Below are 18,723 nucleotides of genomic sequence, written 5' to 3' on the forward strand. Positions count from 1 at the left end.
CTAGGGTGATGGTGCAATCTCGGCGGCGAGCTTCACGAGCCGGGCCACATCGTCCGGACGGCCTTCCGAGAGGTCTTTCGTCTCGCGCGGGTCGGCCCCGAGATCGAAGAGGAAGTTGCGGTTCTGCTTCTTGCGCTCGATCACCATGAGCTTGAGGGGCCAATCGATCAAGGCGACCCGCTTCGAAGCATACGCGAGAACGGGAGGACGGCGCGCCGCGCTCGGTTCGAGGCGCGCGTACGGCAGAAGCGAGACGCCCGAGACGCCGTCGAGCGGCGCATTGCCCAGGGCGAGCACCGTGGGAGCCACGTCGAGCGTGCTGACCGCGCCGTCGCCGTATCGACCCGGGCGTCCCCCGGGCAGCGCGACGACGAGAGGCACGCGGATCATCTCCTCGTAGAGCGAAGAGCCGTGCCCCTTGTCGCCGTGCTCGTCGAAACCCTCGCCGTGGGAGCCGTGGACGATCCACGCGACGCGCGAGGCGCGGCTCCACTTCGACACGAACGCCGCGATCTGCCCGATCTGCTTGTCGACGAAGGCGATCTCGCCGTCGTAGAGGCCTTCCTGGCCGCGGCCGAAGCGCAGACCCGCGTGCTCGAGGTAACGCTCGTGGGCGTCGAAGAGGTGGATCCAGAGGAAGATCGGCGCGTCCTTCTTGCCGAGGTCTTCGAGGACGGAGAGGGCCGCACGCGTGGCGAGCGCGCCCGTGACGCTGCGCTCGGGGTGCTCCTCGCGATAGACGGGCTCGAACCGATCGAACCCCTGCGCGAAGCCACGATCCTCGCTGAGCCACGTGAACGAGACGACGGCGGCCGTCGCATACCCGGCCCGCTTCATGCGTTCGGCAACGGTGTCGATCTCGTCCGCCAGCGTGGGCCACTCGCGGCGGTTGTGCGGGGTCTGCGAGAGGGGTTTGCCCGAGACGAGCGGCGCGAGCGCGCGCTGGGTGTCGCTGCCCGTGGCATACGCATGCTCGAAGAGGACGCCACGCGCGGCGAGCTCTTCGAGGTGCGGCGTGGTCTTCTGGTCGTAACCGTACGCGCTCGTATGATCGGCGCGCACGGTGTCGAGCGTGATGAGCAGGATGTCCGGGCGTGAAGGATCGAGGGCCTTGCCCGCAGGCTCGGGCGCGGACGGCAGAGGCGCGGGCGCAGGCGTTGCGGACGACGGAGGCGGCGCGGAGCTGGGTGTGGCCGCGGGGGCTTTCGCAGGCGCGTCGGGACGAGGCGTGTCGGCGCCGCTGCAGTCCTGATCGATGCCGTCGCCGGGCACGTCCTCGGCGCCGGGGTGGCGGCGCGGATCACCTTCGTCACAATCGCCGCCGCCGAAATGCGCGCCCATGCCGTCGCCGTCGCGATCGGTCCAGCGCTCGAGGGCCGAGAGCATCGTCGCCGCGAGTCCCCCGCCCGCCTGCACCGCGCGCCCGAGCGGCGGCGACGATTCGAGCCGCGCGGAGGCCGCGATCATGAGCACCGCGGCGAAGGGAACGCCGAACGCGGAGGCGAGCTTGAGCAGTCTGTCGCTGAGCTCGATCGAGGCGACGAGCGCGGTCGCGAGGACGGCGATCGCGAGGTCGACGAGCGCCGCGCTGACGGACGCGGAGCCCGTGCCGCCCGACGCGCGATACAGCCAAGCCGCGACGACGAGCAGCGGCAGGACCGAAACGACGGCGCCACCCGCCGCGACGTGGAGCGGGCGAACGCCGCGCGCGACGAGCCCCTGGCCGATCTCGACCATGCGGCGCGCGACGAGCGCGCAGGCGACCACGACGAACGCGCCGAGCACGCCGAAGGTGGCGCCGCCGAGGCCACGATGATGCGTGAGGGCCTTGAGCAGGCCCGCAAGGACCGCGAGCGCCGGGAGCGCAAGTCCAATCCAGAGCGCGATCCCGAGCGCCGCCGTGGGCCCGGCGCCCGCGCCGAGCACGCCCCGGAGGCCACGCCCTGCGGCGCGCAGGAGCACGATGGAGAGCGTGACGAGGGGCAGGAGCGCTGCCGTACCCACGAGCAAGCCGTCGAGGAACGTCCCGCCCGCGCCGCTCGTCCGGAGCGCGGTGGGAACGGCCGAAAAAGCCGCGACCGCGAGCGCGAGCACGCACGCCTCCCCGAGGCGCATCGTCCAGCCGGTCTTCGTCATGCGAGGCGGAGGTGGGTGCGGAAGGGGCCCATGACGGCGAGGGCGTAGCACCAGGCCACGGAGCCGAAAAGACGAAACCGGCGCGGCCCGAGGCCGGAAAAACTCAGGGCCCCGCGGGGCACGAAAGACCACACACGGCGGCGACTTGCCCGACGCAGTTATTGTCCCAGGTATCGCAGCAGCAATAGGGGTCGTTGTCGCAGATCGCCTGGATGCACTGGATCTCGACCGCGCTTTCGGCGCAGCTCGTCGGGGTCAGGGCTTCACCGGGCTGGCAGATGCCGTGGTTGCAGCCGGCGTTCTTGCAGCAGGACCCCCCCCTGCAGATGCCTGCGCAGCAGTCCGTGGCCTTCGAGCAGAAGCTACCTTCCTGCCTGCACTGGCCGCACTGGCCGTTGATGCACGAGCCGCTGCAGCAGGTGTAGCTCTCGTAGCAACCCTCGCCGTCGTTCGCGCACTGGCACGTGCCCTGGCAGTGAAGGGTGCAGCACTCGTCGTCGTTGTCGCATTGCTGGCCGGTCTCGGTGCACGCCGAGGGCTCGACGCAGCGCTCGATGCCGGGCTTGCAGAAGAGGTCGCCGCAGCACGGATCGGGCCCCGTCGGAGAGCAGGGTGCGGAGAGCGGCAGGCAGCCCGCGCTGCCACAGATCCCGAGCGTATCGTCGCAGCCGGCGGCGTTGCAGCAGTCGCCGTCCGCGAGACAAGGCGCGTCGTCCGGCGTGCACTTGGGCTGCGTGCAGATGCCTCCGTCGCAGAGGCCCGAGCAACAATCGACGTCGCCCATGCAGTTGAAGCCGTCGGGAAAACAGGTGTCCGCGCTGCACACGCCCGAGGCGAGGCAGACGCCGCTGCAGCACTCGAAGCTGTCGGTGCAGGGCTCTCCGGGCACGACGCACGGGGTGCCGCCGCAGGTCGGCGGATCGCCTTCACACTTGCCGGTGCAGCAATCGACGTCGGCCTTGCAGGACGAGCCCGTCGTCACGCAGCAGCTCTGCCGGCTGCAGACGGAGGCGCCACCCGAGAAGCCGCAGCACTGCTCGTTCGTCGTGCAGCTCTGCCGGGGGTTGCGGCAGATCGGGGGCACGTCGAGGCAACGGCGCGCGCTCTTGCAATCCGTGAGGCAGCCGGAGAGACCATCGAGGAAACTCGCCTTGCCCTCGGCAGTCGCCACCGCGAGCTGCGAGCTCACGTGCCCCTCGCACTTGGCGAAACCCGCGTCGCCATAACAACGCCCGAGCAGATCGCAGAGCGCCTCGGGCGCGGAGGCGTAGCCGTCGAGATCGAGGACGCCGAGGCAACTCGCGGCGCCGATCGAGACGAGCGCGGCGAGGAGCGCCGAGAGCACGCGGCGAGGCCGGCGCATGGCGCTTCGAGAGGACAAAGGTTCGGGGTGCGGCGCTCCGGCGTGCACGTTCGAGTCCCCCTAAGGTTTGTCGCCGAAGCACGTGTCGAGCGGGGCCTTGCAGTTCTGCTCGAGGCACGTGTGGCACGTGTCCTGCGGATCGGCCGTGAGCAGCTCGATGTTCTGGCAAAACCCCGTGCAGTCGTTGGTGCACACGGTGCACGCGCAGTCCCGGAGCTCCTTGAGCCGCCCCCGGCCGGACGCGCACTCGTACGTCATCCCGTCGCCCTGCTCGGTGGCGATCTGGAAGCACGTGCGGCACGTCTGGCAGGTGTCCGAGGTCGAGCACATGAGCACCGAGTCGTTCCACGGACAGCACTCGCACCCGGGCTTCTCGCCGTTGCAGCCGGGGATCGCGGCGTAACACTCGGCCGCGTGCTCGCAGATCGTGCCGCACTGCTTCTTCTCGAACGTGTCGAGGAACGCCGTGCGCTCGGCCTCCGACGCGGCCGTGATGCGCGCCTGCGCGCGCGTCGCGCACGACGTGACTTGTTCGAAGCCGGGGCACGTGCAGAGCGCGGCGGCGGCGTCCTGGTAGCCCTCGAGATCGAGCACCGTCGCGCACCCGCCGACGAGGCCAAACGCGACGAGGATCGCGGCGATCCTCACGCCGAGGGGCCGCTTCACAGCGCGCCCCCCACGACGAGCCCGCCGCCGTTCGGCCCGGCCCACGGGGCCACCCACACAGGGCGCGGAACGACGACGCCCGTCGCGGGGCGAGGCGGCGGTGCCGCTGGGGGCGCCGTGAGGAGGAGCGTCACGCCGACCGCGGCCGCGACGATGCCGCCGAGGCCGATCCACTGACCGGCTTCGGCGAACGCCTGCGCCGAGGAGATCGCGGCGAGACCGTCGGGCGTGCAGAACTTCTCCACGCAGGCCGACCTGTCGCTCGCGGCGCCGCGCTTGGCGAGCGCCACGCCTTCGAGCGCGCCCGCGGCGATGAGCCCCGCGGCGCCGAAGCCGCCGACGACGAACCCCGCGAGGCGCTGCTTGCTCGACCCCGGCGGAGGAGGAGGAGGCGGCGGCTCGACGACCTTGACCTTTCGCGGCTTCGCCTTGTCGAGCGCCTCGATGTCGAGCGTGATCTCGGTGCGATCACCTTCCTTGGTGACGCGAACGCGCTCTTCCTTGAGCTTCATGCCGTCGTCGCGCAGGACGAGGAGGTCGTGCTCGGCCGGGTCCGCGGGCAGCTCCACGCCGAAGACCGCGGGCGCGAGCTTGACCTGATCCCACAGGATGTCGACGCCCGGGACCTCGTTCTGCACGTTGATGACGACCTTCGGCAGCTTCGGGAAGAGCGCGTCGCGACGGCTCCGGGCGAAGTCGGCGCGTTTGTCCCCGTCGCGCAGCGCCTTCTCCATGGCCTCGCCCCACGTCGACCACGCCGTCGCGGTGCGACCGAGCTTCTCGTAACAGTCGGCGAGGTTGAGGAGCGTGCCGAGCGTCGGATCGAGCCTGTAGCTCGCGTCGAACTTGGGGCAGGCCTCGAAGTACTGCTTCTCGCTCATGAGCTTCTTCGCGGCCTGGAACAGAGCGTCGGCGGCGGCCGGATCGTTCGCCCGTGCAACGGACGAAGAGATCACGAGCCCGACGCCAAGGGCTAGGGCCGAGCCCCCGCGCAGCGCTGCACCGCGCGCGCGTGACGCGCGTGGCGTTGTCCGACCAGGCAGAGGGCCCTGCATGCGAGAGTGTTCCATCCGAGAAGACCGCCCCCATGGGAGCAGCATCGTTCGCACTTCAGCGTACCCTATACCCCAGCTCCCCGGGGAAGCCGAAGAAACGGCAGGGGCGTCTCAGTGCCGGCCCGACAGCGGATCGAACGACTTGTTGTTGCGCGGACCCACGGTCCCCTTGAACGGATAGGTCGTCGTCGTGGTGGGATGGGGAAACGGCCTCGTGGTCGCCGTGGGCGCCGCGTCGCTCACCCCCGCGTCTGCGATCTGCGTGTTCGCCAACGTCGGCGAAGGCGAAGGTGTTGGATTCATGACGGTGTGCTGCGCATCGTTCATCGGCACGACCGTGGGCGGGTACGCGGATGCGGTCGTCTTCACGTCGGGCGAGGCAGGCCGCATGCTCGGATCGTCCGTGCTCACGGGCGGAGGGCGCATGAACCAGAGCATGGCGCCCCCGAGCGACGCGCCCACGAGGAGCGCGACGGCCGCGGCGCGGAGCACTCGGTTCTTCCGGGACGGCGCGGTGCCGAGCTTCATGCCCGTGAGCGTGAGCGGCCCTGCGGAGCTCTTGCGCTGCGTCTCTTGCGGCGTGAGCGTCGGCGGCGGCGCGGGATCGGTGGGCGGAGGCTCGCCGAGCAAGGTGAGCTGCGAGGCGCTGAGCGTCGCGGCCGCCGCCGTGGACGGGGGCGGGGTGAGGTGCTTCGCGTCGATGATGAAGCGACCGGTGATCCGATCCGGCCCGCTCCCCGGGCCGGGGAACGTCTCGATCACACCGAGCGACTTCGCGAGCGCCGTGACCGCCTCGCCGGCCGAGGCGTAGCGCACCTTCACGTCGCGGGCGCAGCACACGGCGAACCAGTCGTCGTAGTCGTGGCCGAAGGGCGCGCCGTGCTCGCTCGGGATGGGCATCGGCTCGTACGCGATCTGCGCGATCAGATGGGTGATCGTCTCGGCCGTCCAGATGTCGCGGCCCGTGAGGAGACGGTGCGCGATGAGCCCGAGGGCCCAGACATCCGTTTGACCACAAATCTTGGACGACTCGCCCTTCGCCTGCTCGGGCGACATGAAGAGCGGCGTGCCGAAGATCTGCCCCGTCGTGGTCGCGGCCGCGCGGACGAGCTCGCGCGAGGCCTCGCCGGTGAGCTTGGCGATGCCGAAGTCGAGGATCTTGATGCAGGGCGTGCCGTCCTCGCGCGTCGTGAGAAACAGGTTCTCGGGCTTGAGATCGCGATGGACGATGCCGAGGGCGTGGGCCTTGTCGAGCGCGCGGGCCGCCTGGCGCAGGTAGAGGACCACGTCGGTCGGCGGGAGCGGCCCGAGGCGCTCGATGCGCTGATCGAGGTCCTCGCCGCGCAGGTACTCCATCACGAGGAAGGGCGCGCCGTTCAGGTTCGCCGCGACGTCCGCGTCGGTCACGCGGACCACGTGATCGCTGTTGATCCGCGCCGGCGTGCGCGCCTCGCGGCGGAAGCGCTCGAGCGCCACGGCGTCCGAGATCACGGCCGAGTGCAAGATCTTGAGGGCGAGCTGTTCGTCCGTATGGACGTGCTCGACGAGGAACACCGAGCCCATGCCGCCGCGCCCAAGCTGACGCACGACGCGGTACCGATCGGCGATCACGGTGCCGGGCTTGATGTTCTCGGCGGGGTTACTCACTTGCGCCTTGGTTCCTCCGATCCCTGCCTCCCCTGAAATTACACGGATCGCAGGGCAACCGCTACCGCGCGGTGCGTACCGACGGGCGGGGCCTCCGTCCCGGGCCGAGGACGCCCGAAAAAGCAGCGATCACTTGCACTTGGAGGTTGCTTCGAGGGCCGCTCGCGCGAGCTCCCGCACGTTGCGCGGGACCTTCGGATCGAGCAGCGGCGCGAGCCTCGCGCGGAGATCCTGCGGTTTTATGTCCCCAAGCGCCGCGATCCCCGCCGCGCCGAGGGTGCGCTCCCCTTCGCTCATGGCAAACGGCGTTTTTCGCGCGAGCTTCGTCCACGTGTCCACCTGGGAACGGTCACACATCGCCGCGAGCGCCAGGATGGCCCGCGCGCGCACCTCGGCCTGCTCCTCGTCGTTCCCGGCGAGCTCGCGGATCGGGCCGAGGTAGGCCGTCGCCTGGTGCATGCCGAGACCATCGAGCGCGCGGCCACGGACCTCCGGCGAGGCGTCGCCGAGCGCCGCCGCGAGCGCCGCGTCCCCCGCCTTCGTGCTCGGCATCTCCCCGAGGCTCCGGGCCGCGTTCGTCCGTACGAACGTGAACGGGTCCTGCGCGAGGCGCTTTCCGAGCGCGGTCACGAGCGCCGCAGACGGCGCCTCGTCCGTTCGCCCGCGCGCGCCGAGCGAAAGGACCGCGGCGTCGCGCACGCGCACCTCCGGATCCTCGGAGGCTTCGAGGAGCGAAGGCAACACCAGCGGCGCGCGATGAGCGACCTCGGCGGCGCGCAGCCGCACGTGCCGATCGGGATCCTTGCGCAGCGCCGTGACGAGGAACGCCTCGGCGCGCTTGTCGCCGGCGCGCGCGAGATCGGCCGCGGGGCCGAGCAGGAGGTAACGCGTCCGGAACGGAGCGCCTTCCGTCGCGAGCGAAGCGAACGCGTCGCGCGCGCCCGGCACGAGATCGATGCGCGCACCGAGCGCCCGCAGCAGATCGATCCGCACGACCTCACTGCGCCCCGCGAACCGCTCCTTTTCGAGCTCCGCGCCGAGCGCCGCGAGCGCGCGATCACTCTTGGCCGCGTGCGCGAGCGAGCCGCGGAGCTCGCGCCGGAGCGCGTCGTCCGGGGTCGCGAGCGCGTCGACGAGGACGGGGATCGCCTCGGCCGGCGCGAGGAGCGAAAGCTCGGACGCGGCCTCGATCCGGACCTTGCCTTCGCCCTTCACCACGAGCTCGGCGAGCGAGGGTGCTGACGCGCGCCCGCAGCGGCGCAAGCGATCACGCGCGTGCACGAGCACCGGCTCCTCGGGGGCGCGCTTCGACCCCTTCTTTTCGAGCTCGGCTTGCATCACGCGTGTCCAGAACGGCGCCTGGTCGGCGCACGGGGCCGCGTCGATCACGCCCTCGGCGAGCTTCTTGCCGGCGTCGTCGAGCTTGTCGTAGCCCTGGATCGTCGCCTTCACCGCGGCGCTCCCGCCCCGCGCGAGCAGCGCCGCCGCGCCCTTCGATCGATCGCTCCCGCCCGCGAGCGCGCCCACGAGCGCCTCGGGCGAACTCTCGTCGAACGCCGTGCGCGCCGTAATCTCGGCGATCGTCACGCGCGCGTCCGCCGCGCTCTCCGGCGCGTACGCCGTGTCGAGCACGACCGACAGACACGTGGCCGTGATCGGCTCGGGGAGCTTCACCTCGTACCGCGCGCCGGCCTTCTTGAACGCGTCCTCCGGGAAGCTCACCTCGTAGAGTTTTTCCGGCGTGGCGAGGTAGATCGTCTTCGGTGCGGCGCCCCCGGACACCTCGGCCTTGGGCGGGCGCACAACGAGGTCGAGCGACGTGATCGGCACCTCGCTCGCCGACGAGAACGTCACGAACTCCCCGCGCCCCGCCCCCGTCTTCGCCTCGGACCACGCCGTCTCCGGATCCCCGTCCGTGAGCGTCGCGAACGCTTTTCCCACCGCGCTCGACGCCGTCCGCGCCACGAGCAGCGGCACGAGCGGCCGCGGTTTGTCCCCGGAAACCGGGGTCGCCGCGAGCTTCGTCGCCTCGGCGCGCTCCTTGCCGGAAAGGTTCTGCACGCTCGCGCCGCGCTTCAACGTCATCGTCTGCGGATCGACCTCGCGCGCCGAGACGAGCGCGGGCCTGCCGCACACCGTGACGTCGTCGCGTTGCTCGCCCACCACGAGCCGAACGCCTTTCTCCAGCGGCTCCTCGACCAGCACGCTCGCGCGTTCCTCGCCGTGCTCGCCCTTCGCGAGGCCCGTGAAGCCGGTCCAGAGCGTGATCGGCGCGTCGCCTTTGCCCGCGAGCGGCGCGCCGAGGAGCGCCACGAAGCTCGCGCCGCCCGGGCCCCCGCCGGCGACGACACGCACGACCTGCCGCCCGCCCGCGAGCGTCCTCGTGTCGAGCTCGGCGCCCTTCGCGACGAGCTCGAGCGCCCCCGCGGGCAGCTCGATCGTCGTGCCCGACTCCGCGTTGCAGTTGACCTCTTTCGCGCAGACACGCGCGACGATGCCCGCCTTCGACGCGCGCACGGCGAGCGCCTGCTGACCGGCGACGGCCGGGGCGACGATCGCGTCCTTCGAGCTCTTCGAATCGGGCGCGGCCTCGGACGTCGCGAGGACGAACGTGCCGGTGGCGAGGGTGGCGAGGGCGGGGAGCGCTGTGCGGAGCCGCATGGCCGCATCCTTGCCGCGATGGGGCCAGCGCTGCAACGGCAGAGGTTACTTCGGGACTTCGCTCGACGGGATCCAGAAGCCGCCGTCGTCCGGCGGGACGATCCCGAGGTGCTTCGGCAGGATGTTCGTCCAGCCCGCGACGGTCTCGAGCACGTAGACCTCGCTCTCCGCCTCGATCACGCCGATCGGCTTCGCCTTGTCGTCGCGCTTCGCGCGGATCGGGATCTCCTTCGTGACGCGCACGAGGGGCGGGGGCTTGTCGAACGTGAGCTGCGCGCCGGCGATCTGCGTGGTGGGCGGGATGTACTGGTCCATCATTTCGCCCTTCTTCAGCGGGTCGAGGTCACGGAGGCGCGCCCAGGCGTCGATGGTGAGATCGCTGCGCGACATCACGTGCACGAAGCCGAGCTTCATCTCCGTGCTCCAGAAGAGCTGCCCCGCGCCTTCCATCATGTCGAGCGAGAGGACCACGTCGCCGTTCGGCTTGTCGAAGAGCTCGAGCTTCTGCTTCTTCGTCATGTAACCGCGGCCGTTGCCGGGGACCTCGAACGGCTGCACGGTGCCCTTCGCGAGCGCGAACGCGTCGCAAGGCGCCGTCGCCCGCACGGTCTGGTTCAACGTGCCGCCAACCGGGATCTCCACGGTGAGCGAGTTCAGGCTGGCCTTGACGAGCTTCACCTTCTGCGCGCTCGCGATCCAGACGTGCCCGCCGTAGACCGAGATGTCGCGCGTCGTGAAGAGCGAGATGTCCGCGGGCGCGACGTAACCTTCGAGCCGCATCGCGCCGCTGCCCGCCGACGTCGCGAGCCGCGCTCGACCGGCCGTGGGGTCGAACGGGATTTCGCTGAGCGTCATGGGGATGTACGCGCCGTTCAGCGTGGCGATGAGGTTGCCGCCGCTCGGCGCGTCGAAGAGTTTGGTGTTCTTGGAGGGAGGGTAGGTGCCTTTGATCGAGCAGGTGGGCGCTGTGACCGTGGGCTCCGCTGTAGCCTGCGCCTCGTCCGCGTGGGCCGCGGGCGCGCCGCCGGGCACGGCGAGGAGCCAGATACCGACGAGGGCCCCACCACATGCTAAGAATCCGCGCTTCATGTCCGTCTCCCCAGAGCGAGTTTATCCAAGTCGGATGCAGGGAATGACACGAAGGACGCAACCGAGCGAAGGATGATGCAATCCGTCGAGCTTTCGTTCGCTTCCCCACGGAAGCTGCCCAAACCCAAGGATCTCCGCGGAAACGTGGTGGTCCTGGACATCGCCTTCGCCTCGGAGGCGGGGGGCAAGAGCTTCGAAACGGTAACGTTGCCCTTCATCGAGGCGCTCGGATCGCGGCTTCGTGCCTGGGTCGATCACCACGACAGCTTGCATCACGCGCGTTATGCCGAGGACGCGCGATTCGTGCTCTCCACGAAGGCCGAGCACGGCGCTTGCCCGGAGATGATCACGCCGGAGATCGTCGCGCGCGCCGGCCGTATCGACACGCTCGTCTGCCACGTGGATTTCGACGGCCTGGCGAGCGGCGCCAAGTGGCTGCGCGGCGGTGAGGAGCCGTATCCCGGCTGCGACGCGGACGCTCGGGCGATCGACACGCGGATCGGTACGCCGGGCCCGATCGCGCAGCGCATCGATCGGGCGCTCCGCGCGCGGCCGAGGGATCATGCGCTCTTCGGGCTCATCGTGCGGCACCTTTCGACGGGTCTGACGGACGCGTCGCTATGGCAGCCGATCGACGCCGCCGGCGCGGAGCTCGCGCCGCTCGAGGCGGAGTCGCGCAGGCTTGCGAAGTCGTTCGCGCGGATCGAGCCGGGCATCGTGATCGTCGACGCGACGACGCGGAAAGGTCCGTACGACAAGACGCTTCTCCTGCTCGTTGGTCAGGAGCGAGCGAGCGTGTCGGCCGTGATCGACGGGGACAACGTGACGTTCGCGGCCGCGTTCGACAGCGGGATCAATTTCCTGGAGAAGTTCGGGATCTCCGGCGGCATGCCGACGGTCGTGTCGATCCACCGATCGAAGCTCGCCTCGGCGCTCGAATCGCTCGGCGTGAAGCCCACCGAAGCGTCGCGCTTCAGCTAGATCGCCAGCAAGGCTGCACCGATCACGCCCGCGCTGTCGCCGAGTTTGTTCTTCAAGATCGGCGTGCGGAGCTCGTCGTTGAAGACGATCGCGGCCACGCGATCGCGACCCTCGTCGTAGAGAAGGTTCAAATTCGACAGACCGCCGCCGAGCACGATCGCGGTCGGATCGACGATGTCGATCACGTTGGCGAGGCCCCGGGCGAACGCTTCAAGGAGACCCTCGATCGCGGCCGCGGCGTGAATATCCTCGGCGCGACGTGCGGCGATCTCGGAGGCCGAAAGCGAGCGGCCCGCGCGGCGCGCATAGTCCGCCTCGACGGCGGGGCCGCTCGCGAAGAGCTCGAGGCAGCCGCGATGCCCGCAGTAACAGACGGGCCCGCGGTCGGGGAACACGGCGTGGTGGCCCCACTCGCCGGCGATGCCGTGTTCGCCCGGCCAAACCTGCCCGCGGATGACGAGGCCGCCGCCGACGCCGGTCCCGAGGATCACACCGAAGACGACGCCGCCCACGTACGCCGCGGCCGCGCCGAGCCGCGCCTCGGCGAGCGCGAAGCAATTCGCGTCGTTGTCGAAGGCGATGGATCGATCGAGCAGGCGCTCGAGATCCGGGCGGAAAGGGCCGCCGTTGAGGCAAGTCGTGTTCGAGTTCTTCACGAGGCCCGCGCCCGTCACGCCGCCCGGCATGCCCACGCCGAGCGGGATCGTCTTTGCGTCGAGGCCCGCCTCCGCGGCGACGTCCCGCACGAGCGTCGCGACCGCCTCGAGGATTCCCTCGTAGCCACGCTCGCGTGGCGTGGGGATGCGGCGGCGGAGGTCGACCGCCGGCGCGGCTTTCTCCGCCTCCCGAAGCACGACGGCCTCGATCTTCGTGCCGCCCAGATCCACCCCGATCGCGATCGGCTGGCGCATGCCGGGGATGTACCTGCGAGGACGCGCCGCGTCCATGAACCGCCCGAGGATGCGTGATCCGTGCGAGCATCCTGCCGCCCGTGACGAACGCCCCGAGCTCCTCCGCCTCCCCTGCCCTCTCGCGGCCCCACGCTTGGGCCCTCGCCTTGACCGCGACGCTGACGATGGCCGTGAGTTACGTCGATCGCCAGGCCCTCGCCGCGCTCGCGCCCACCGTCTCGAAGGTCTTCGATCTCTCGGACACGCAGTACGGCTGGCTCGTCTCGGCCTTCTCGGTTGCTTACCTCGCGGGGGCTCCGTTCGCGGGCTGGCTCGTCGATCACCTCGGCGCGCGCCGGGGCCTGCTCGGCGCCGTGGTCGCGTGGTCGCTCGTCGCCGCCGCGCACGCGCTCGCGCCGAGCTTCACGGGCCTGCTCATTTTGCGCGTCGCGCTCGGCCTCACCGAATCGCCTTCGTTTCCGGGCGCCGCGCAGACCATCCAGCGCGTGCTCCCGCCGGCCGATCGCGCGCGCGGCTTCGGGTTCCTGTTCACGGGCAGCTCCCTCGGTGCCATCGTCGCGCCGCAGCTCGCGCCGTTCCTGGAGAAAACCTGGGGCCTCCGGATCGCGTTTCTCGGCACGGCTCTCGTGGGGCTCTTGTGGGTGCCGCTCTGGCTCCTCTTCGCGTGGCGGAGCCCGGCGCGTGAGGTGCTCGACGCCGCACACGCGCCTTCTGCGAACCGCCCGCGTGCACGATCGGTCCTGACGCACCCCGCGGTGCTGCGTGCGACGCTCGCGATCATGGCGTCGGCGCCGGCGACCGGCTTCCTGCTCAATTGGGCCTCCAAGTATCTCGCCGCCGGACACGGCATCCCACAGGCGAAGGTGGGCCCCTACCTCATCATCCCGCTCGTACTCTTCGACGCCGGGGCGATCCTCTTTGGTCACTTCGCCAGTGTGCGAGGCCGAGCGCGCGTGGGCGGCGCGCCTGATCGTCCGCTCTTTGCGATCGGGATCGCGCTCCACGTCATGCTCGCGCTGACGGCGTTCGGGCGTACGCCGGTCGAATCGATGGTGCTCGGCGGGCTCGGCTTGGCCGGCGGCGGCGGGGTCTTCGCCATGCTCACCGCAGACATGCTCACGCGTGTACCGCCCTCGATCGCCTCCGCGGCGAGCGGCGTCTGCGCAGCCGCGCAGTCACTCGCGCTCATCGTCGCGAGCCCGGTCCTCGGCCGGCTCATCGACATCACGGGTGGCTACAGGATCCCGTTCCTGGCGGTCGGCGCCTGGGTCCTCCCAGGCTGCATCGCGTGGCTCCTCTGGTCCCCGCCCCCGCTGCACGAGGAGCGCGCGAGCGCCTAGCCCGCGATCTTCAGGTTCCGCCGGATCCGCGCGTGCGGATCCTCGAGGTTCGGCACGAACGCCTGTCCCGTGATCGTCTCGAACGCCTCGATGTACCGCCGCGCCGCCTCGACGCGCACTTCGTCCGGGATCGTAGGAATCGGCCCGTCGCCCGTGAACCCCGTGCCCGCGAGCCAGCGGCGCACGTACTCCTTGTCGAACGACTCGGGCTCCTCGCCCCGCGCGCGGCGTTCGTCGTACGTCCGGGCAAACCAGAAGCGGGACGAGTCCGGCGTGTGGATCTCGTCGATCACCACGATCCGCCCGTCCTTCGTCTTGCCGAGCTCGTACTTCGTGTCGACCAGGATGAGCCCGCGCTCCTCGCAGCGCTTCTGCCCGAACGCGAAGAGCGCCATCACCATCTCGGCCGCCTCGTCGAAATCGCGCGCGCTGATCACGCCCTCGGCGAGGATCTCCTCGCGCGACGCCGACACGTCGTGCCCGCCCTTCGGCGCCTTCGTGCTCGGCGTCAGGATCGGCGCCGGCAAGCGGTCGTTCTTGCGCAGCCCGTCCGGCAGGTGGTGGCCGCAGAAGACGCGCTCGCCGCGGGCGTAGTGGGTCCAGATGCTCGTGGAGGTCACGCCCGTGACGTACGCGCGCACGACCATCTCCACGGGCAGCGGCGTGCACTCGACGGCCTCGACCACGTTCGGATCCGGCACGGAGATCACGTGGTTCGGCGCGATGTGCTTCGTCGCCTCGAACCAGTGCGCCGCGAGCAGGTTCAGGACCTGCCCCTTCAGCGGCAGCGTGCCGAGCACGCGGTCGAACGCGCTGATGCGGTCGGTGGCCACGAGGAAACGCCGACCATCGCTCGTGGTGTAATTGTCCCGGACTTTCCCCTCGTATTTCGCGCCGAGCGCCTCGAAATCCGTGCGGTCGAGGGTCGTCCGGAGCGCTCGCTTGAGGGTGTCTTCGTCCACCATGTCGCCCGGACCTTAGCGCAAGATTTGCGCGGCGCAGCAAGCCGGTTCTTTTCAGCTCGTCGGGATGCTAAAGGGCCGCGCATGAGCACTCGGAAGAAGATCGCACTCATCGGGGCCGGCAACATCGGCGGCGAGCTCGCGGCGCTCTGCGCCCGCAAGGAGCTCGGCGACATCGTCCTCTTCGACATCCCGGCGAAGAGCGACTTCGCCAAGGGCAAGGCCCTCGATCTCGAGCAGAACTCGAGCGTCATCGGCTACGACGCGAAGATCACCGGCACGAGCGACTGGAAGGACTGCGCCGGCGCCGACGTCGTGATCGTCACCGCGGGCATCCCGCGCAAGCCCGGCCAGAGCCGCGACGACCTCGTCGCGACGAACCTGCCCATCATCCGCAGCGTCGCGGCGGGCGTGAAGGAGCACTGTCCGGACGCGTTCGTGATCGTCATCTCGAACCCGCTCGACGCGATGGTCTACGAGCTCAAGCGCGCCACGGGCCTGCCCCGCGAGCGCGTCGTCGGCATGGCCGGCGTGCTCGACAGCGCCCGCTTCCAGCTCTTCCTCGCGCGCGAGGCCAACGTCAGCATCAAGGACGTGCGCGCCATGGTGCTCGGCGGCCACGGCGACGACATGGTCCCCGTGCTCAGCGCGACCACGATCAACGGCGTCGCCGCGACCGAGCTCATCGCGCGCGAGAAGCTCGACGCGATCATCGCCCGCACGCGCACGGGCGGCGGCGAGATCGTCAAGCTCATGGGCACGAGCGCCTACTACGCCCCGGCTTCGGCCGCGGTCGCGATGGCCGAGGCGTTCCTCCTCGACCAGAAGCGCCTCCTGCCGAGCGCCGTCTACCTCGACGGCGAGTACGGCTACAAGGACCTCTTCATGGGCGTGCCCGTCATCATCGGCGGCCGCGGCGTCGAGAAGATCCTCGAGATCAAGCTGACGGACGACGAGAAGGCGATGCTCGCGAAGAGCGCGAAGAGCGTGCAGGGCATCACCGACGTCGTGAAGAACACGCCGGCCGCGTGAGTGTCCCCATGCGGGACATCACGGTCCCGCTCCTCGATCTGCGCGCGCTCCATCGCGCGATCCGCGAAGAGATCGATCAAGCCATCGCCCGTGTCGTCGAGGCGCAGGCGTTCGTCCTCGGAGAAGAGGTTCGCCTCTTCGAGGAGGCGATCGCCGCGCGCCTCGGTGCCGCGCACGCGATCGGCGTGGCCTCGGGCAGCGACGCGCTCCTGCTCTCGCTCGTCGCTTCGGGCGTGGGCCCGGGCGACGAGGTCGTGACCACGCCGTTCACGTTCTTCGCGACCGCGGGCGCGATCGCGCGGCTCGGCGCGCGGCCCGTGTTCGTCGACATCGAGCCCGACTCCTGGAACCTCGATCCCACGCGCGCGCTCGCGGCGCTCGGCCCGCGCACGCGCGCGATCGTGCCCGTGCATCTCTACGGCCGCGTGGCGCGGATGGAAGCGTGGCTCGACGAAGCGCGGGCGCGTGGCATCGCGGTCGTCGAGGACGCGGCGCAGGCGATCGACGCGCGGCGGGGTGGGCACGCGGCCGGCACGATCGGCACGTTTGGCTGCCTCTCGTTTTTCCCGAGCAAGAACCTCGGGGCGTTCGGCGACGGTGGGCTCGTCTTGACGAACGACCCCGAAAAAGCCCTCCGGATTCGCCGTCTCCGCACGCACGGCGGCGAGAAGATGTACCGGCACGACGAGGTCGGCATGAACAGCCGCCTCGACGCGATCCAGGCCGCGGTTTTACGCGCCAAGCTCCCCTACCTCGACGGCTGGACCGAGGCGCGACGCGCCATCGCCGATCGATATCGCGCCCTCTTCGCCGAGGCGGGCCTCTCCGAATTCGTCCGCCCCGCCGAGGACGATCCCGAGGGCCGCCACGTCTACCACCAATTCACGATTCGCGCCGTTCGTCGCGACGCTCTCCGCGCCTTCCTCGAATCCGCCGGGGTCGGCACCGCCGTCTACTACCCGGTCCCGCTGCATCTCCAGCCTTGTTTCGCGCACCTCGGCCACCACCCGGGCGATTTCCCCGAGGCCGAGCGCGCCTGCCGCGAGGTGCTCTCGCTCCCCATTTCGCCGACCTTGACGCCGGAGCAGCAGCAGTTCGTGGTGGATCGCATTCGCGCGTTCTACTCCTGATCACGTTCTCCCTGCGAAGCTCTCCCCGGTTGCCGCGCCATCTCGCCATCGCGATACTCGGGCATGCTCGAAGACGTCGACGTCGCGATCGTGGGGGCGGGTCCCGTGGGCACGCTGATGGCCAATCTGCTCGGCGGGCGCGGGCTCCGCGTGGCCGTGCTCGAGCGCGAGACGACGCCCCATGGCACCCCGCGCGCATTCTCCTGCGACGACGAGGCGATGCGCGTCTATCAGCAGGCCGGGCTCGATCGGGAGCTCGCGCAGACGATGTACGCCTGCCCGGAGGCCGAGTTCACCGACGGAAGCGGGCGCGCCTTCGCGAAGCTCGTCTTCCGCGGGCTCGATTTCGGCAATGGTTTTCCGGCGCTGAACTTCTTTCACCAGCCCACGCTGGAGGCCATCCTACGGCGAGGGCTCGAGCGATTCGAGGGCGTGTCGTTGCGACTCGGGCACGAGGTCCTCGCGATCGATCAGGATGCGGAGCGGGTGCGGCTGCGGGTGCGGGATCCGAGCGGACAGACGCGCGCATTGCGGGCGCGTTACGTGCTCGGGTGCGACGGGCGCAAGAGTACGATTCGCAAGCTCTCGGGCATTGCTTACGAGGGCCGCCGGTACGAGGAGCCGTGGATCGCCATCTCCGGCGTGATGGACGAGATCCCGGACACGATGCCGCTCGCGCGTTTCGTATGTGATCCGGCGCGGCCCGGCTTCGTCGCGCGCGGGACGGAGAACCAGTGCCGCCTGGAATTCATGCTGCAGGCGGGCGAGACGCGGGAGGCCATCGAGAGGCCGGAGTCGGTCGCGCGGCTGATCGCGCCGTATGTGGATCCCGCGAAGATCCGAATTCAACGAGCGAGCGTGTACACGTTCGAGGCGAAGACGGCGGCGCAATGGCGCAAAGGTCGGGTCTTCCTCCTGGGAGACGCGGCGCACACGATGCCGCCGTTCATGGGGCAAGGGCTCGTGTCGGGACTCCGGGATGCGGCGAACCTCGCGTGGAAGCTCGCGCTTTGCGCCTCCGGGCGCGCGAGCGAGCGGCTGCTCGATACGTACGAAGAGGAGCGGCGGCCGCACCTGCTCGCGATGACGGAAATCAGCATCCGGCTCGGGCACGTCTTTCTGGTGCGCGACGCGCGCGCGGCGGCGGTGCGGGACGCCGTGTTCCGTGGGCTCGATCGGGTGGGCCGCGTGCGCAAATTCATCCGGAACATGGAGTTCAAGCCGAAGCCTACGTGCGACGCGGGAATGATGCGCGGCGGGCGGCGTCGGCGCGGGCGCTTCGACAGAGCGCCGGGCGTGACCCCGCGTTACCCGGAAGGAACGTATTTCCCGCAGCCGTTCGTGCGTGACGCCGCGGGCGCGCGCGTGCGGCTCGACGACGTGCTCGGGACGGGATTCGCCGTGCTCGGCTTCGGGCTCGATCCACGCGAGGTGGTCCGGGACGAACCTTTCTGGGCGGGGCTCGGCGCGCGGTGTTTCCGGATCCTTCCCGCGGGGAGCGAGGCGCGCGAAGGCGCGCTCGTCGACGAGGACGGCGCGCTCGAACGGTGGTTTGTCCGGTATGACGCCACGCTCGCGGTCGTGCGGCCGGATCGTTATGTGTTCGGAGGGTTTTTACGCGCGGAGGTGGACCAGGCCGAGCATGCGCTGAAGCTGGCCCTCCGCTGATCGGCGTCACGCCCCCCAGCGGCGCGTGGTCATGGGCATCGGCTGCCCGGTTTCGAGCAGCGTCTTCAGGCTCGAAAGAATG

14 protein-coding genes are annotated in these 18,723 nt (G+C 70.2%); 5 read left to right on the forward strand and 9 right to left on the reverse strand.

The window, feature by feature from the left end:
- The 7 genes from KEG57_RS15375 to KEG57_RS15405 all read right to left on the reverse strand — a co-directional run bounded on the left by KEG57_RS15375 (position 1) and on the right by KEG57_RS15405 (position 10,617).
- Positions 1-2,136, reverse strand: coding sequence for a sulfatase-like hydrolase/transferase (locus KEG57_RS15375; RefSeq protein ID WP_272458580.1), 2,136 nt, complete (start codon positions 2,134-2,136; stop codon positions 1-3).
- 103 nt (positions 2,137-2,239) lie between these two features.
- Positions 2,240-3,499: a hypothetical protein gene (locus KEG57_RS15380; protein ID WP_272418917.1), complete on the reverse strand. Its 1,260-nt coding sequence runs from the start codon at positions 3,497-3,499 to the stop codon at positions 2,240-2,242.
- 60 nt (positions 3,500-3,559) lie between these two features.
- Positions 3,560-4,165 (reverse strand): hypothetical protein, encoded by a 606-nt coding sequence (locus KEG57_RS15385; RefSeq protein ID WP_272418916.1) that lies wholly within the window; start codon positions 4,163-4,165, stop codon positions 3,560-3,562.
- Positions 4,162-5,121, reverse strand: a complete 960-nt coding sequence (locus tag KEG57_RS15390; RefSeq protein WP_272418915.1) for a hypothetical protein — start codon at positions 5,119-5,121, stop codon at positions 4,162-4,164. The genes KEG57_RS15385 and KEG57_RS15390 overlap by 4 nt, the downstream gene beginning before the upstream one ends.
- 210 nt (positions 5,122-5,331) lie before the next feature.
- On the reverse strand, positions 5,332-6,867 hold the full coding sequence (locus KEG57_RS15395; RefSeq protein WP_272418914.1) for a serine/threonine protein kinase: 1,536 nt from the start codon (positions 6,865-6,867) through the stop codon (positions 5,332-5,334).
- A gap of 129 nt (positions 6,868-6,996) precedes the next feature.
- On the reverse strand, positions 6,997-9,528 hold the full coding sequence (locus KEG57_RS15400; RefSeq protein WP_272418912.1) for a HEAT repeat domain-containing protein: 2,532 nt from the start codon (positions 9,526-9,528) through the stop codon (positions 6,997-6,999).
- A 45-nt stretch (positions 9,529-9,573) separates the two neighbouring features.
- Positions 9,574-10,617 carry a hypothetical protein gene (locus KEG57_RS15405; RefSeq protein ID WP_272418910.1) on the reverse strand — a complete coding sequence of 348 codons (1,044 nt, stop codon included), beginning with the start codon at positions 10,615-10,617 and terminating at the stop codon, positions 9,574-9,576.
- 72 nt (positions 10,618-10,689) lie between these two features.
- Here KEG57_RS15405 and KEG57_RS15410 point away from each other — a divergent pair, with 72 nt between their 5' ends.
- Positions 10,690-11,598: a hypothetical protein gene (locus tag KEG57_RS15410; RefSeq protein ID WP_272418909.1), complete on the forward strand. Its 909-nt coding sequence runs from the start codon at positions 10,690-10,692 to the stop codon at positions 11,596-11,598.
- Here KEG57_RS15410 and KEG57_RS15415 read toward each other — a convergent pair.
- Positions 11,595-12,509 (reverse strand): ROK family protein, encoded by a 915-nt coding sequence (locus KEG57_RS15415; RefSeq protein ID WP_272418908.1) that lies wholly within the window; start codon positions 12,507-12,509, stop codon positions 11,595-11,597. The genes KEG57_RS15410 and KEG57_RS15415 overlap by 4 nt on opposite strands.
- A gap of 53 nt (positions 12,510-12,562) precedes the next feature.
- Between KEG57_RS15415 and KEG57_RS15420 the strand changes: the two genes are divergently transcribed.
- Positions 12,563-13,849, forward strand: a complete 1,287-nt coding sequence (locus KEG57_RS15420) for an MFS transporter (RefSeq protein WP_272418907.1) — start codon at positions 12,563-12,565, stop codon at positions 13,847-13,849.
- Here the strand turns inward: KEG57_RS15420 and KEG57_RS15425 are convergent.
- Positions 13,846-14,814, reverse strand: coding sequence for a phosphoribosylaminoimidazolesuccinocarboxamide synthase (locus KEG57_RS15425; RefSeq protein ID WP_272418906.1), 969 nt, complete (start codon positions 14,812-14,814; stop codon positions 13,846-13,848). The genes KEG57_RS15420 and KEG57_RS15425 overlap by 4 nt on opposite strands.
- An 81-nt stretch (positions 14,815-14,895) precedes the next feature.
- On the opposite strand from KEG57_RS15425, the gene mdh reads away from it, so the two are divergent.
- The 3 genes from mdh to mhpA all read left to right on the forward strand — a co-directional run bounded on the left by mdh (position 14,896) and on the right by mhpA (position 18,641).
- Complete coding sequence (mdh, locus tag KEG57_RS15430) at positions 14,896-15,843, forward strand: malate dehydrogenase (protein WP_272418905.1); 948 nt, start codon at positions 14,896-14,898, stop codon at positions 15,841-15,843.
- Positions 15,840-16,973 (forward strand): DegT/DnrJ/EryC1/StrS family aminotransferase, encoded by a 1,134-nt coding sequence (locus KEG57_RS15435; protein ID WP_272418904.1) that lies wholly within the window; start codon positions 15,840-15,842, stop codon positions 16,971-16,973. Before mdh ends, KEG57_RS15435 begins: the two co-directional genes overlap by 4 nt.
- Before the next feature lie 63 nt (positions 16,974-17,036).
- Positions 17,037-18,641 (forward strand): bifunctional 3-(3-hydroxy-phenyl)propionate/3-hydroxycinnamic acid hydroxylase MhpA, encoded by a 1,605-nt coding sequence (mhpA, locus tag KEG57_RS15440; RefSeq protein WP_272418903.1) that lies wholly within the window; start codon positions 17,037-17,039, stop codon positions 18,639-18,641.
- The last annotated feature ends 82 nt before the right edge of the window (positions 18,642-18,723 follow it).

The sequence above is a fragment of the Polyangium jinanense genome, from assembly GCF_028435365.1.